We start from the raw sequence: 13,247 nt of genomic DNA on the forward strand, positions 1-13,247 counted from the left end.
GGCTCAGCCGGCGCCGAACACCGACCAGCCGGTGGCATCGGCCACCCGCTCCAGCGCCAGCGTCCCCAGCATCGAGTTGCCGTTCGCGTTCAGCCCCGGGGACCAGACCGCGATCGCGGCCTTCCCGGGGGCGATCGCCAGGATCCCGCCGCCGACCCCGGATTTTCCCGGCAGCCCGACGCGGAAGGCGAAATCGCCCGAGGCGTCGTAATGGCCGCAGGTCAGCATCAGGGCGTTGATCCGGCGTGCCCGCTGCGCCGAGATCACCCGCGGGCCGCCGGGTTCGTAGAGGCCGCCATGCATCAGGTATCGGCCCGCCAGAGCGAGCTGTCGGCAGCTCATGGCGATGGCGCATTGATGGAAATACACCCCCAGCGTCCGCTCCGGCGGATGAGCCAGGTTGCCGAAGGACTTCATGTAGTTCGCCAGCGCGGCATTGCGGAAACCGGTCGCCTGCTCGGCGCGCGCCACCGTCTCGTCGATTGTGATCCCGTCGTCATCGGCGAGGTAGCGCACGAAACGCAGCAATTCGCCGATTGAGACGCGCGGCTCGTGCCCGCCGAGATTGATGTCGGCGACGACAAGCGCGCCTGCATTGATGAAGGGGTTGCGCGGGATGCCCTGCTCGCGCTCGAGCTGGACGATCGAGTTGAAGGCGGTGCCCGAAGGCTCGCGCCCGACCCGACGCCACAGGGCATCGCCGACCTTGCCCAGGGCCTGCGTCAGCGCGAAGACCTTCGAGACGCTCTGGATCGAGAAGGCCTCTTCGCTGTCGCCGGCCGCGTGGACCGTGCCATCGGCGGTGACGATGCAGAGACCGAAGCGGGCTGGATCGACGGTGGCCAGCGGTGGGATATAGGTCGCGACGGCGCCGCGCTCCGGCGCGGCGGCCATCTCGGCGGCGATCTCGCGGACCAGCCGTGCAATGTCAGTCACGCCCCGCCCCCTGATCCGCCCGGCCCGCGCGAACCAAGCCCGAGCCATCCCTCACGGTCAAGCGGGCAGCCGGTGCTTCAGCTGGCCTGCGCCAGGACCGGCGGCGGTTCCGGCGCCCAGCGGCGGTTGCGACCCTCGGCATTGGCGATGATGCAGCGCGACTTGCCCTGGGACTTGGCCTGATACAACGCGCCGTCTGCCATGGTCAGCAGGCTCGTCATGTCCTCGCCGTGTTCCGGCGCGAGCGCGATCCCGACGGAGGCGCCCACGGTGACCTGTCTCCGGTTGTCCAGCGCATAGGGCCGCGAGATCTCGCGGATCAGCCGCTCGCCGAAGCCGAGCAGCGGCGCGGAGTCGGTCTGCTGCGACAGCACGATGAACTCGTCCCCGCCGATCCGCGCGACCAGATCGCCCGAGCGCAGCATGCCGCGCAGGCGCTCCGCCACGAGTTGCAGCAGCCTGTCGCCGACCATGTGGCCGTAGGTGTCGTTGATTGCCTTGAAGCCGTCGAGGTCGAGATAGATCAGGGCAAGGCGGCGCGCGCTCGCCTGCTGGGCCAGCCGTTCCTCCAGGGCCTTTGCCAGGCCGGAGCGGTTCGACAGGCCGGTCAGCATGTCGTGGCGGGCGTGGAATTCGTGCTCGCGCTCGGCCCGCATCGTCGAGACCAGCATGGCGTTGAGCTTGAAGCCGGCCATTGTCATGCTGAGCAGGTAGAACGGGATCTGGAAGAACACGATCAGCATCATCGGTTCGCCGAGGAAGGGCGCGGCAAAGCAGCAGGCGCCCAGCGTCAGGCTGATCATCAGCCCGGCCATGCGCGGCGCGCCGAAATTGCGGAAGCAGATTCCTCCCACCATCGCGGCAGCCGAGAGGCAGGCCAGCGTCGCCGCGACCCAGTCTCCGCTCGCCAGGCTGATGAAGGTGCCGAAGCCGACGCCGCCGGCCCAGGCAAGGCCCAGCAGCAGGTACAGGTCGGTCGGGGTGTCCTCGCCACGCGCCGCACGCCGCTGCGCCGTGATCAGGACAGTCAGGCGGACGAGGCAGCAGACCACCTCGAAGGCGCACCAGGCGACGAAGATCGGTGTCGGGATACGCCAGGCGATGAGGAAGGAGACCGCCAGCGTGTTGATCACGCCACCGGCGAAGATGGGTAGGGTTCCGAACAGGCTACCGATCAGCGCGACCCGGATCTCGGGTGGTACGTCCTGGCCGGCATCGGCCAGCCAGCGCGTCAGACGCCAACGGGGCAAGCTGTAACGTAACGCCTTGCCACTCATGCCCCGCCGTACTCCACCCCGCTAGCCACTCGAAGGGCGCCACCGAAGTTTCGCCCGCGGCAGAGGCCTACAGCCGATGGGTTACCATTCGGTACCCGCCGACGATTAAAGCTGCTCTATGCGGTGTGGAAAATTGACGCTGGGCGAGCGACGCGCGGGACGAGCGCCCGTCAGCTCTGCCGGTAGACCCAGACGCGCGCAGGCGGGATGTTGCGCAGGACCCAGTCGGATGCGAAGGCCTTGAGGCCCGAGCCCTTGCGCGGAACGGGCGAGATCACCGAATAGGTGAACTGGATGAAGGGCGCGCCGTCCACCATCAGGCCGAACGCGTCCTTTGCGAGCGCGCTGCGCATGGCCGGCGGCTTGTTGAACAGCGGCAGGCTCGAGACCACGGCGATGGCCTTCTCCGTCAGATGCCCGGCCAGCGTCGTCGACAGCGCGTAGGCGTCGCCCTCGATCACGGTGGCGCGCGGAAAGCGCTCGCGCAGCAGCTTGCAGAACTCGGGGCTGTACTCGACCAGGATCAGACGGCTCTCGTCGATACCGCGCTCGATCAGCGCTTCCGTGACCGGGCCGGTTCCGGGGCCGATCTCGATCACCGGGCCGGGGATGGCGGGGTCGACGAAGGATGCCATGCGGCGGGCCAGGAACGGGCTCGACGGCGTGACGGAGCCGGTACGGCCGGGATCGTCGATCCATGACTTGATGAAGCGGGCCTCGTCGCTCAGCTTCGACTTGGCATCGCCCGCCGCCTTGCTGACGCGCGTCTTCAGCTTCTCGGCGGTGCTGCGGACCTCGCCCTCGACCTTGTAGCGCACTGCGGCAACTTTGAGCCGTGCCTCCGCGACGCTGTCGACGAAGTCAGCAGCGGTCACGCGCATCTCGCCTTCGATGCGGGCGGCCACGCTCGACTGGCCGATACGCGCGGCAAGCGATGTGCGGCGTGGGCGCCGACCGGGGAACGATGCTGACATTGGGCCTCTGACCGCGCCGCGACATTCCGGCAACCGTAACAAGTTCGTGACGTTACCTGCGCCGCATAGGGGGTTCAAGAGCGATTGCCTGCCTCGGCGGTGCGATTCAACTGCAATCGCGCAGGCCAATGGCCTGAAACGACGCATCCGAGACAGTCCTGGCCTGGCCTGATATCAGCGGCATTAAGAGTGTGTTCACACATCCTGGCTTGGCCCGCGATGGAACCGTCTCTCCTCGGACAGCGTTATCACTGCAGAAACCGGCCGAATGCCGGCTAGCCGACGCTGCGGGAGATACAGATGTTGAACGACAGCTTTGCCCCCATCAAGCGCGCTTCGCTTTTCTTCGGCGTGATGGGAATCGCCATCGCAACCCTCACGCTCGGCGCCGGTCTCCAGCTCCCCAGCGACGAGAGCTCGACGACGGTCGCCCAGGCCAAGGCCGATCGCAATGAACCCACCGATCTGCGCTTTGCGGCAGTGAATCCCTCGCAGCAGCAGGCAAGCCCAGCCAAGCGCGCGATCGCCACCTCGCAGCAGGCCATGCTCGAGCATGCGGATCGGGCGGTCCTTCGCTGAGCCATACTTTTTTCCAAGGCGGCGGAACAATCGCCGTCTCGCCAGGTTTCGAGACCGCGCTCCCTCGCGCGACGCCTTCACGAGCCGCCTCAGGGCGGCTTATTTTTTGTCCGTCATGCCTGCGTGATCGCGGCATGGCCAGCTGATCTCCCGGCGACGTCGTTCGCGAGGACCTCATGTATCTGCGCATCCGCCACGCCACGACCTATCGCTATGCCGGCCCGGTCCAGTTCGGGCCGCATCGGCTGATGCTGCGGCCGCGCGACAGCTTCGACCTCCGCGTCGTCGATACCGCCCTGTCGATTGCGCCGCAGGCAAAGCTGCGCTGGATGCATGATGCCTATGGCAACTCCGTCGCGATCGCGAACTTCGGCGCCCCTGGCGACACCCTCGACATCGTCAGCGAACTGGTGATCCAGCGCTTCGGCTCGGCGCTCCCGCGCACGGAGATCGAGGCCTCGACCGCCGTCACGGGTGTGGTCTACAGCGAAACCGAGCGGGCCGTCCTCCAGCCCTATCTCGATCTGGCAGCTGCCGATCCCGATGGCGTGCTAGATGCGTGGCTGGCGAATTTCCGCGCGCGCATAGGGCAGGGTTCCGGCCATCTGCTGCGGGACCTCGCGCATGCGATCTACACCGGCCTGGGCTACGCGCTGCGCTACGACGAGGGCACGCAGCATCCCGCCGATACCATTCGGCAGGGGTCAGGCTCCTGCCGCGATTACGCCTGGCTCTTCATCGAGCTCGCCCGGCGTATGGGCTTCGCCTCGCGCTTCGTCACGGGCTACATCCATGACCGCACGCCCGATGTCGGCGGGCTCGTCTCTGCCGTGGGGCTGACCCATGCCTGGGCCGATGTGTTCATCCCCGGCGATGGCTGGGTCGAGTTCGACCCGACCAACGACCTCGTCGCCGACCGGCAACTCCTGCGCGTCGCCGTGGCCCGCGTGCCGGAGGATGCCTCGCCGATTTCGGGCAGCTTCGTCGGCCTGACCGGCTCGTTCATCGGGCTCAGCGTCGGCGTCACGATCGAGCCGGTCCAGGAACCTGGGCTGCGCTCCGTCGCAGTCTGAAGCGGCCTATCAAGCCCGCTGATGGCCAACCTGCCAGACGCCCAGCGAGCGCCCTTCAGGCGCACTGGCCTGGATGGCCTCGACCTGCGAGACCAGCCCGGCGAATAGCTTTGGCGGCTGGGTATGGGCGATATCGCGGTCCGTGGTCATGACGATCTCCATCGTCCGCTCGTCGAGATCCCGGATCGCCACCCGGATTGTCACGCCCGGCGTGCTACGCAGCGCCCGCGACACGACGTCGACGATCAGGAACCCCAGCGGGATGATCCTGTCAACCGAGAGAGAAGCCTGGGTTTCGATCGCGCCGATAACCCATTGGTCGCGCCGGCGCAGCAGGTTCGTGATCATCGTCAGGACATCGTCGATGAACAGGTCGACCCGCACCGGCTGCATCTCGCCATCCGCCAGGGTGAAGCGATAGGCCGCCGAGAGGACGTGGACGTGGCATTCGGCGTCGGCCAGCGCCAGCCGGGCTTCACCGCCATGGTCGCGCTTGGTCAGCCCGATATAGCTCTGCACCACCTGCAGGCTGTTCTTCACGCGGTGGTGGAGTTCACGCACGAGGAAGCGGTTGTCGTTCAGCGCCGTCTGGAGCCGGCGCTGCCTGACCTCCTGCTCGTCGACCATGGTGTTGAAGGCTTCGGCCACGCTGCGGATGTCGTTGGGCATCTCGTCGGCGGTGACGGCATGTGCAGGCGTCTGGCTCGAGCGGGCCCGCGCCGCAGCCTCGATCCCGCGCAACCAGCGAACACAATGGCGGTCGATCGCGCGCAGATAGACGACGCAGAGCAGGGTCAGCGTCAGGAGCGGCGCCAGCAGCAGGACGAGGAACTGGGTCCGGGCCGCGCGGCTCGGGGCGTCGTCGAAACTGGCGATCACGTAGAAGTCCGGCGCCGAGATCATCCGCGCGCCATAGTTGCGGGTCTCGCCGCTCCGGCTGACCGCCTGCCAGCGATCCCCGGTGTCGGGGACGCCGGCATCGGCAGGGAGCCAGGCGCTGTCGCCCTCGCGGCCGGGCTCGTCGCGCGAGGCGATGATGCCGGCCTGGCCGCTGACGAGCGCCACCGTCTGGCCCTTGTCGCTTTCGCCGAGATCGAAGACCTGGTCGAGCGACACGGGGTCTGCCAGCAGCAACCCTTCCCGGAGCGAACCCTGGCCTTCATTGCTGCGCGCATAGACTGCGAGATAGGGCCGTCCGGCGATCACGACATGGTCGTAGCGCGCCTTTGCGAGCGCATCGCCTGTCGAGGGCTGGTCGGACGGTTTGCCGCTCAATGCTGCCGCAGCCGCGGCCAGCTCTGCGGCATTGATGCTGCCATCGACCGAGGATGTGCAACTCGCGCCCTGTCGGGTCAGGACATGGAAGGCGCGATAGCCCCGGACCTGCGCCAGCATCGCCGCACCGACGGCATTGCAGTCGCCATTGCCCGTCTGGGCCAATACGGAGCCGCTCGCGAGCAGGGATTTGAGGGCCCCGTGATACCAGAGCTGCGTGCGCACGGCGTAGTCATCGACGGTGCGCATCTGCGCAGCGTCGATTGCTCCGGTCACGGTCTGGTATGTGGTGAGAGCGGTCAGCGCGGTCAGGCACGCGATCGGGAGCGTAATCCCGACGAGGAGGGCCAGAAGGCGACCCCTGACCGTTCTGAACCGAGCAAGCCGCATCAAAGTCCGACGATTTCGGAACCGACCCTCTGGACGGCTGCCGCCGTCTTGCGATCAGGGCCGAGATCGTCGATGCCGCCGATGGACAGTAGTTCGGCCAGCTTCGTGCGCGCCCGGTTGACCCGGCTCTTGATGGTGCCGATCGCGACGCCGCAGATCTCGGCGGTTTCCTCATAGGACAACCCGGTCGCGCCGACCATGATCAGCACTTCGCGCTGCTCTTCCGGGAGCTTGGCAAGCGCCTTGCGGAAATCGGCGAGGTCGAGATGGCTTTCCTGGTTGCCATGCGTCGCCATGCGCTCGGCATAGGTGCCCTCGCTGTCCTGCACCTCGCGGCCGCGCTTGCGGTAGAGCGAGTAGTAGGTGTTGCGCAGGATGGTGAAGAGCCAGGCGCGCAGGCTGGTGCCCGGTTCGAACTTCTCGGAATTGCCCCACGCCTTGAGCAGGGTGTCCTGCACGAGATCGTCGGCCAGCTGCATGGATCCCGACAGCGACGCCGCGAAGGCGCGCAGGTTCGGAATCTCCTTGATCAGCCCGTCCTTGAATTCAGTTGCGCTCATCGGAACCATCTCCCGCTGCCGCGCGACGTTCCTGCGCTTCGAGCTGCGCCAGCAGCACCAGGAATTTGTCAGGCACAGGCGCGTTGACGATGTCGTCGTAATGCGCCTTCAGCGATCGACCGATCGACTCCTGCACCTTGGGGTCGAGGATGAAGTCCGGTTCGTCGTTCCCACCCCCACCAGGTTCGGTCATGGAGAAATCCACCATATTCATGTCAGCCCTCGCACTCGGCAGGCCCACTTTTTCCAGCGGGTCCGGCAACGCTCAATCTATGTCGCCGATCCCTGACGTCCAACCGCCCGAAACGGGGCGATCAACACTGCGATGCCGACACTACTGCGCCATACGAACCGGGCGGAGCTTGAAAAGTTCCAATTAAACCCAAAAATAAATCGCTTGTCAGTTGTGCGCTGTCGGTGCTCATTTCCCCCATGCTAAAAGGGACACCTTAATGTCGATAGCCAAAGAAATTGCGCCTCATTTGCCCTATTTGCGCCGGTTTGCCCGTGCGCTCAGCGGCACGCAGGCGAGCGGCGATGCCTACGTCGTAGCCATGCTCGAAGCTCTGGTCGTCGATGCCACGACCTTCCCGCGCGACATCAATGCGCGGCTGGGGCTGTACCGCACCTTCCTGAAGCTCTGGTCCTCCGTGGGGGTCAACACGACCGCCGCCGGCGTGGTCGAGTTCGATCACTCCTCGGTGGAGCGCAACCTCGAAGCGCTGACGCCGCGCCCCCGCCAGGCCTTCCTGCTGCGTACGGTGGAGGGTTTCTCGATCGACGAGGTCGCAACCATCATGGACATCTCGGCCGCAGAGGCTGCCTCGCTGGTCCAGGCCGCCGGCCAGGAGATCGCCGAGCAGGTCGCAACCGACGTGCTGATCATCGAGGATGAGCCGATCATCGCGCTCGATATCGAGACGATGGTCGAAGAACTCGGCCATACCGTGACCGGCGTCGCGCGGACCCATCGCGAGGCCATCGCGCTGGTCGCCAAGAAGCGCCCCGGTCTCGTGCTCGCCGACATCCAGCTTGCCGACGGCAGCTCGGGCCTCGACGCCGTCAACGAGATCCTGTCCTCGATCGACGTGCCGGTGATCTTCATCACGGCCTATCCCGAGCGCCTGCTGACGGGGGACCGTCCGGAGCCGGCCTTCCTGATCACCAAGCCTTTCCAGCCCGAGGCGGTGAAGGCGGCGATCAGCCAGGCCCTGTTCTTCGACCGTCGCGCCGGCCGCAAGGCAGCCTGAGGCAGCGACGCACCAGAAACCATCAAAAAAAGCCCGCGACGTCGCCGTCGTGGGCTTTTTTGTGAGGCGGGAACCTGCTTCAATCCTGGCGGGGACGTGCCTGAAAAAATCGAGCTGCGAAGCCGGAACAATCCTGTTGGACCCGGGTTTGCACGCGCAAGAATGAGTGCCGTTTCAGGTGACACCAGTGGCGTAGACCGGAGTTGAGGGGAGGGTTCGATGGCAGGAATGTTTGTCGGCGGCTTTGTCTCTGCGGTATCGATGGGTGCGGCTTTGTTCGGAGGCATCGTACCGGCAGGCGCACTCAGCGCCGACCTCCTGTCGCTGGCGCTGGCTGTCGCGACGGCGATCACCGTCGCAAGCGCATCGGCCCTCGACGGGTGACGGCGCTGATCTCCCCCGGTACGGACGATTGAGGTCGCGCTGGCGCGACACGGTCCCTGATGGGGGGGCCGGGCTTGTAGCAATTCTTCTTGCGCTTCCCGCAAGCGTCGCCTGGAGCGCAACTCCATCTCCTGCGCGCCTCGTCAGTCCCCTGCCGCCGCCGCGGCCTGCGGAGTTGTCCCGTCCTGGGCCGCAGCCGTCGGCTCCCCCGCCGCCTGGTCCAAGTGCCCCGCCAGAGCCGTCAACGGCGCGTGGGCGCGAAAATCCGGGCCAGGACGGGGCATGTCTCGCAGCCTTGCGCGCACGCTTTGGCGACGGCATCCGCGCTGCGCAGAGTGGCGCCAAGCCGTCACGCACCGATCTCGCCTGTCAGGTCACGGAGCCGGTCGAGGTCTCGGCGCTGCATGTAGGTAGCGCCGAGATGACGCTGCAGCCTCCGGTGACGCTGAGCTGCGAGATGGCCACGCGCGCGGCGGCATGGCTCGTCGACAGCGTCCAGCCGCTGACACGCGGCAGCTTCGGCCGGGAGCTTGCGGGATTGCGGGTCGGCGGTGGCCATGAGTGCCGCCTGCGCAACCGCGCCACGACCGGGGTTGTGAGCGAGCATGCGACGGCCCGCGCGCTAGACATCTTCGCGTTCGTGCTGGCGGGTTCGGGGGAGGGGGCTGTGGTTTCGGTCGAGCGCCCCGAGAACGAGGCCCAGCGCCGGTATCTGGCAGCCATCAGGCAGTCGGCGTGCGGTGCCTTTGCAACCAGCCTTGGGCCTGGCGCCGACAGCGCCCACTCCAATCACCTGCATTTCGATATTCAGGCCCGCCGCTCGCCTGCGACGCGGTTCTGCCAGTAGATCGTTGCACGGGAAACGCCAGGCTGCGCCAGCCACGCCGTCCGGTGCAATGCGTCGACGGACGCGGCGTTCTGGCGGTGATTGCGCTCGATCAAGACGGCAAGCGCCTGTTCGCAGGTCAGCCCGCTCTCTATCAGCGCTTCAAGCTCCCAGAATGGCGGGCTTGCGCCGCCTGTTGGGGTTGCGGTTTTTGTGTTCGCGACGTTCGCGGCCATCTGCACTTCCAGCTGGGGTCGGGTTACAACGCAACTGGCCCCATCGGGTTCCATACGACCAAGGAACTGTGGCCCGTCTGCGGCGTTCCTGAGACAGTCCGATTTTGGGAGTTGTTCATGTCCATCCGCCAGCACTGCCTTCGTGCCGCCGCTTGCCTGACCGCGGGAGCTGGTCTCCTCGCCTTCCAGCCCGCCGCGATGGCGCAGTCCGGGCCGCCGGCGGGACGCCTGAGCTGCAGCGTCGCGCCAGGCCTCGGTCTCGTGATCACCTCCCAGCGTCCGATGGAATGCCGCTTCACGCCGCGCCGCGGGCCTGTACAGCGCTATCTCGGCGTCGTCCGCAATTTCGGGCTCGATCTCGGCACCATCCGCCGCAGCACGATGAGCTGGCGCGTCTATGGCCCCTACGCACGGGCGCCGCTCGGCGTCCTGAGCGGGCAGTATGTCGGCGTCACGGCAGGCGCCTCGGCCGGTGTCGGAGCCTCCGGGAACCTGCTGGTCGGCGGTAAGGACAGCAGCGTGACGCTGCAGCCGCTCTCGCTCCAGAGCTCGCGCGGGGTCAATGTCGCAATCGGTGTGACCGGCTTCGAACTCGCCTTGCGCGGCCGTCGCTGAAACCCACCTCGAACCCGTCCCTCACGGGTGTATCGTTACCCTTCGGTAACGATAAGGCGGCATTTTTAAGCGAATTTTACGATGTTTCCACAGGTGGCGCGGATATTCGAGGAACATCGCGCCTGAGCTGACGTTTCGTTTTGATATAATGGACCAGGGAAAAGAAAGGGAGGTCGGATCCTATGTCAGATATCCGCATCCTGATCGTAGAAGACGACCCCTTCATCGCAATGGATATCGAATCCGCGGTGGCTGAAAAACTCGGCGCAGGTGCCGAGCTGATCGTTGTCGAATCCGTCGCAGAAGCGCGGGCTGCCGCAGCTTCGCATGTCTCCTGCGCCTTGCTCGATATCGACGTCGTCGGTGGCAAGACCTTCGACGTCGCGACCAGCCTGCTTGCCAAGGGTACGCCGTTTGCCTTCGTCTCCGGCTCAACGCCGGGCGATGTGCCGCATCCGCTGCGCGAGGTCCGCTTCCTGCGAAAGCCCTTTTCGACGCATGAGATCGCAGCCTTCGTGTCGCACGCGCTCCAGGCACGCGGGACCGCGATCAAGCTTCCCTGACGCTTGCGCATCCACAGGGGTGCGCGCTCAGTCCCTCTTCGGAAATGTCAGCGTGACGCATGAGCCCGGACGCGCGGCGCCGGGATTGGCGGGCTGTGCGGCCATCGTGGCGCGCATGCTGCGCATAAGGCTAGCGATCACAGTCTGACCCAGGCCTTTTGCTTCCAGAGCCTCCGAAGTGCCGACGCCGTCATCCTCGACCGACAGCACCAGGCACGGCACATCCTCGATTTCGGCCTCGCTGAGCCGGACCACGATGCGGCCGGCCATCCCGTCCGGAAAGGCATGTTTGATCGCGTTGGTGACGAGCTCGTTGACGATGACCACGAAGGATACCGCGTCGCGACCCGGAAGCCGGATCGAATCGATATCGAGCTCGGTCGTGATCGGCCGGCCTTCTGCCGCCTTGCCGATCTCGTCCAGCAGATCCTCCATATAGGGGCGGGCATCGATCTCGTCGGTTTCGATGTCCAGCCGCAGACGGCGCTGGCCTGCCGCGATCGCCTGGATCCGCGACTGTGCCTGCGCCAGCGCGAGGCGCACCGCAGGTTCGCGCGCCTGACGGCTCTGGACGTTGAGAAGCGCCGAGACCATGGCGAGGTTGTTGCCGACGCGATGGTTCACATCGCGCAGCAACGCCTCGATCCGCAGCCGTTCCCTTTCCAGCTGCTGGGTGCGCTCGCCGACGATCTGCTCGAGTTCGGCGTTGGTGACCGCGAGCGAGGCGCTGCGGCGCTGGCGTGTGCGCAGTTGCAGCCAGGCTGCGAAGGCAAGCCCGGCAAGCGCGACAACGATGCCTACGCTCGCCATCACCCGGCGCCGCTCTTCGTCGCGGTTCAGTTTGACGAGCCGGATATTCTCTGTGAGCTGGATCTGCTGGACCATGGCGCGCAGAGCGTCCATCGCGCTCGTGCCCGGCCCCTCGCGCAGTTGCTTCACCGCTGCTGCCTGTTCGCCTTTGCTGACCAGGGCGACGCTGGCGTCGAGCTCGTTGAGCTTCAACTGGGCCTCGCTGCGGGCCTTCGCGAGGGACTCGTTCTGCTGGGGGTCGGCGGCGGCCAGTCGCTGCAGCGCCTCGAGTTCCGGGAGCGCGGAGGCGCGTCCCTTGGTGAACGGCGCGAGATAGGCGGGGTCGGACGTCAGCAGATAGCCGCGCTGCCCGGTCTCGGCATCGCGCATGTGCCCGAGGAAGCGCTCGGCCCGTTCGCGGATCTCGATCGAGTGCGAGACGCTCGCGGCGCTGTCGCGCGCCTGCGCATTGATCCACGCGGCCAGGATGACCGCGATCCCGACCACGGCAATCGCCATGATCGTCGTCGTCGCGGACCTTACGCGTGCGCTGAGGGCGGTAATGCGGGGTAGCTGCAAGCGGCTATTGGGTCTCACCTGGGTGGGCATGCCGACCGTGATAGAGGATCGACCCGGCAAACCCTATAGAAAATGACACCTGCCGCAGAGCGAGGTGCAGCGGAAATTGAACTGACCGCGCGCTGCTAGGCGTCATCGCCGTCGCCGCCGTTGAAGAACTGGCGCCCCAGGATCGCACCCAGCACCACCACGCCGCCGAGGGCCGCTGTCCGCCAGCTCAGCTTGGAGCCGAGCAGCTTCGCCGCGACCGGCGCCGCGACAAAGGCCGTCTGCGCCAGTGGGCGCGAAGGCCGGGGGCGCGATCTGACATAGGATGCGACGCCGACGCTGATCAGCCCGGCGAGCAGCAGCCCGCCGGCGATCCACAGGCTTGCGGCAACCGCGCCATAACTCGCCAGCAGCACGGTATGCAGCGCATTCAGCGCGTATCCGCCCGCGCAAAGCACGAGCAGGGCACCGAACCCATACAAGCCGAAGACAATGACATTGCGCCTGACCGCCCCGGACACTTCCGACGCGATGAAGGCTCCCAGCCCCCCGAGCATGACCTATCGCGCCGCAATGAAGCCGACGAACAGGCCGACGGCCGCCGCCAGCCCAAGCGCCCGCAACGGACGCTCCTGGATCTCCTGAGCAATCAGGCGCTGGAGATCGGTGGCCTGCTCCTTGGCGACATCGACCATGCGGTCGGTGTCGACGCCGACCGAGCGCAGCGTGTCCGTGACCGCAGCGGTCAGTTCTTCGGCGCCGCGCGTCAGGCTGGCCTCGAGATCGCCGGCCTGGCTGCGGACCTTGCGACCTGCCGCCTTGGCCTCCGCCGCGATGTCTTCGGCGCCAGCGACGACATCGTCCTTGACGCCCTTGACGGCGGCCGCGGCCTCGCGTTTCGCGGAAGTGGGGGTGGCCATGTCGCGTAGTCTCCTGTCGATGCCGTCACGATC

Annotated in this window: 17 protein-coding genes; 7 read left to right on the top strand and 10 right to left on the bottom strand. The window is 66.6% G+C overall.

Annotation, left to right across the window (positions count from 1 at the left end):
- Positions 1 to 3: 3 nt before the first annotated feature.
- The 3 genes from AC1D2L_RS09070 to AC1D2L_RS09080 form a co-directional block, all read right to left on the bottom strand.
- Complete coding sequence (locus AC1D2L_RS09070; protein WP_476845529.1) at positions 4 to 936, bottom strand: glutaminase; 933 nt, start codon at positions 934 to 936, stop codon at positions 4 to 6.
- Positions 937 to 1,013: 77 nt separating this feature from the next.
- Positions 1,014 to 2,186, bottom strand: coding sequence for a diguanylate cyclase domain-containing protein (locus tag AC1D2L_RS09075; protein ID WP_476845530.1), 1,173 nt, complete (start codon positions 2,184 to 2,186; stop codon positions 1,014 to 1,016).
- Positions 2,187 to 2,383: 197 nt separating this feature from the next.
- A complete protein-coding gene (locus AC1D2L_RS09080; RefSeq protein WP_476845531.1) occupies positions 2,384 to 3,187 on the bottom strand; it encodes a class I SAM-dependent methyltransferase in 804 nt (267 codons plus the stop codon).
- A 300-nt stretch (positions 3,188 to 3,487) separates the two neighbouring features.
- Here AC1D2L_RS09080 and AC1D2L_RS09085 point away from each other — a divergent pair, with 300 nt between their 5' ends.
- On the top strand, positions 3,488 to 3,766 hold the full coding sequence (locus AC1D2L_RS09085; protein WP_476845532.1) for a hypothetical protein: 279 nt from the start codon (positions 3,488 to 3,490) through the stop codon (positions 3,764 to 3,766).
- 176 nt (positions 3,767 to 3,942) lie between these two features.
- On the top strand, positions 3,943 to 4,839 hold the full coding sequence (locus AC1D2L_RS09090) for a transglutaminase family protein (protein WP_476845533.1): 897 nt from the start codon (positions 3,943 to 3,945) through the stop codon (positions 4,837 to 4,839).
- Between the two features lie 9 nt (positions 4,840 to 4,848).
- On the opposite strand, the gene AC1D2L_RS09095 is transcribed toward AC1D2L_RS09090, so the two are convergent.
- The 3 genes from AC1D2L_RS09095 to AC1D2L_RS09105 form a co-directional block, all read right to left on the bottom strand.
- A complete protein-coding gene (locus tag AC1D2L_RS09095) occupies positions 4,849 to 6,363 on the bottom strand; it encodes a histidine kinase dimerization/phosphoacceptor domain -containing protein (RefSeq protein WP_476845534.1) in 1,515 nt (504 codons plus the stop codon).
- Between the two features lie 140 nt (positions 6,364 to 6,503).
- Positions 6,504 to 7,064, bottom strand: a complete 561-nt coding sequence (locus AC1D2L_RS09100) for a sigma-70 family RNA polymerase sigma factor (protein ID WP_476845535.1) — start codon at positions 7,062 to 7,064, stop codon at positions 6,504 to 6,506.
- A complete protein-coding gene (locus AC1D2L_RS09105; protein ID WP_476845536.1) occupies positions 7,051 to 7,278 on the bottom strand; it encodes a NepR family anti-sigma factor in 228 nt (75 codons plus the stop codon). Before AC1D2L_RS09105 ends, AC1D2L_RS09100 begins: the two co-directional genes overlap by 14 nt.
- Before the next feature lie 238 nt (positions 7,279 to 7,516).
- Here AC1D2L_RS09105 and AC1D2L_RS09110 point away from each other — a divergent pair, with 238 nt between their 5' ends.
- The 3 genes from AC1D2L_RS09110 to AC1D2L_RS09120 all read left to right on the top strand — a co-directional run bounded on the left by AC1D2L_RS09110 (position 7,517) and on the right by AC1D2L_RS09120 (position 9,545).
- On the top strand, positions 7,517 to 8,314 hold the full coding sequence (locus AC1D2L_RS09110; RefSeq protein WP_476845537.1) for a response regulator: 798 nt from the start codon (positions 7,517 to 7,519) through the stop codon (positions 8,312 to 8,314).
- Positions 8,315 to 8,533: 219 nt separating this feature from the next.
- Entirely contained in the window at positions 8,534 to 8,698 is a 165-nt protein-coding gene (locus AC1D2L_RS09115; RefSeq protein WP_476845538.1) for a hypothetical protein, read from the top strand.
- Between the two features lie 295 nt (positions 8,699 to 8,993).
- Positions 8,994 to 9,545 (top strand): extensin-like domain-containing protein, encoded by a 552-nt coding sequence (locus tag AC1D2L_RS09120; protein WP_476845539.1) that lies wholly within the window; start codon positions 8,994 to 8,996, stop codon positions 9,543 to 9,545.
- Here AC1D2L_RS09120 and AC1D2L_RS09125 read toward each other — a convergent pair.
- Positions 9,506 to 9,760: a hypothetical protein gene (locus AC1D2L_RS09125; RefSeq protein ID WP_476845540.1), complete on the bottom strand. Its 255-nt coding sequence runs from the start codon at positions 9,758 to 9,760 to the stop codon at positions 9,506 to 9,508. The two genes, AC1D2L_RS09120 and AC1D2L_RS09125, sit on opposite strands and share 40 nt — an antisense overlap.
- A 117-nt stretch (positions 9,761 to 9,877) precedes the next feature.
- Here AC1D2L_RS09125 and AC1D2L_RS09130 point away from each other — a divergent pair, with 117 nt between their 5' ends.
- Both AC1D2L_RS09130 and AC1D2L_RS09135 read left to right on the top strand, forming a co-directional pair.
- Complete coding sequence (locus AC1D2L_RS09130; RefSeq protein ID WP_476845541.1) at positions 9,878 to 10,375, top strand: DUF992 domain-containing protein; 498 nt, start codon at positions 9,878 to 9,880, stop codon at positions 10,373 to 10,375.
- 182 nt (positions 10,376 to 10,557) lie between these two features.
- On the top strand, positions 10,558 to 10,938 hold the full coding sequence (locus AC1D2L_RS09135) for a response regulator (RefSeq protein ID WP_476845542.1): 381 nt from the start codon (positions 10,558 to 10,560) through the stop codon (positions 10,936 to 10,938).
- Between the two features lie 27 nt (positions 10,939 to 10,965).
- Here AC1D2L_RS09135 and AC1D2L_RS09140 read toward each other — a convergent pair whose 3' ends face one another.
- The 3 genes from AC1D2L_RS09140 to AC1D2L_RS09150 all read right to left on the bottom strand — a co-directional run bounded on the left by AC1D2L_RS09140 (position 10,966) and on the right by AC1D2L_RS09150 (position 13,214).
- Positions 10,966 to 12,246, bottom strand: coding sequence for a sensor histidine kinase (locus tag AC1D2L_RS09140; RefSeq protein WP_476845543.1), 1,281 nt, complete (start codon positions 12,244 to 12,246; stop codon positions 10,966 to 10,968).
- A gap of 185 nt (positions 12,247 to 12,431) precedes the next feature.
- Positions 12,432 to 12,851 (bottom strand): hypothetical protein, encoded by a 420-nt coding sequence (locus AC1D2L_RS09145; RefSeq protein WP_476845544.1) that lies wholly within the window; start codon positions 12,849 to 12,851, stop codon positions 12,432 to 12,434.
- A gap of 3 nt (positions 12,852 to 12,854) precedes the next feature.
- Complete coding sequence (locus AC1D2L_RS09150) at positions 12,855 to 13,214, bottom strand: hypothetical protein (protein WP_476845545.1); 360 nt, start codon at positions 13,212 to 13,214, stop codon at positions 12,855 to 12,857.
- Positions 13,215 to 13,247: the final 33 nt, after the last annotated feature.

The organism is Allobosea sp. P1_B10 (assembly GCF_056406735.1).

Excerpts from the sequence above, each read along its gene's own strand:
- AC1D2L_RS09145 (WP_476845544.1), bottom strand. The coding sequence starts at position 12,851 with ATGCTCGGGGGGCTGGGAGCCTTCATCGCGTCGGAAGTGTCCGGGGCG.
- AC1D2L_RS09105 (WP_476845536.1), bottom strand. The coding sequence starts at position 7,278 with ATGAATATGGTGGATTTCTCCATGACCGAACCTGGTGGGGGTGGGAAC.
- AC1D2L_RS09090 (WP_476845533.1), top strand. The coding sequence starts at position 3,943 with ATGTATCTGCGCATCCGCCACGCCACGACCTATCGCTATGCCGGCCCG.
- AC1D2L_RS09080 (WP_476845531.1), bottom strand. The coding sequence starts at position 3,187 with ATGTCAGCATCGTTCCCCGGTCGGCGCCCACGCCGCACATCGCTTGCC.
- AC1D2L_RS09100 (WP_476845535.1), bottom strand. The coding sequence starts at position 7,064 with ATGAGCGCAACTGAATTCAAGGACGGGCTGATCAAGGAGATTCCGAAC.
- AC1D2L_RS09085 (WP_476845532.1), top strand. The coding sequence starts at position 3,488 with ATGTTGAACGACAGCTTTGCCCCCATCAAGCGCGCTTCGCTTTTCTTC.
- AC1D2L_RS09125 (WP_476845540.1), bottom strand. The coding sequence starts at position 9,760 with ATGGCCGCGAACGTCGCGAACACAAAAACCGCAACCCCAACAGGCGGC.
- AC1D2L_RS09095 (WP_476845534.1), bottom strand. The coding sequence starts at position 6,363 with ATGCGCACCGTCGATGACTACGCCGTGCGCACGCAGCTCTGGTATCAC.
- AC1D2L_RS09150 (WP_476845545.1), bottom strand. The coding sequence starts at position 13,214 with ATGGCCACCCCCACTTCCGCGAAACGCGAGGCCGCGGCCGCCGTCAAG.
- AC1D2L_RS09135 (WP_476845542.1), top strand. The coding sequence starts at position 10,558 with ATGTCAGATATCCGCATCCTGATCGTAGAAGACGACCCCTTCATCGCA.
- AC1D2L_RS09110 (WP_476845537.1), top strand. The coding sequence starts at position 7,517 with ATGTCGATAGCCAAAGAAATTGCGCCTCATTTGCCCTATTTGCGCCGG.
- AC1D2L_RS09130 (WP_476845541.1), top strand. The coding sequence starts at position 9,878 with ATGTCCATCCGCCAGCACTGCCTTCGTGCCGCCGCTTGCCTGACCGCG.
- AC1D2L_RS09140 (WP_476845543.1), bottom strand. The coding sequence starts at position 12,246 with ATGGCGATTGCCGTGGTCGGGATCGCGGTCATCCTGGCCGCGTGGATC.
- AC1D2L_RS09115 (WP_476845538.1), top strand. The coding sequence starts at position 8,534 with ATGGCAGGAATGTTTGTCGGCGGCTTTGTCTCTGCGGTATCGATGGGT.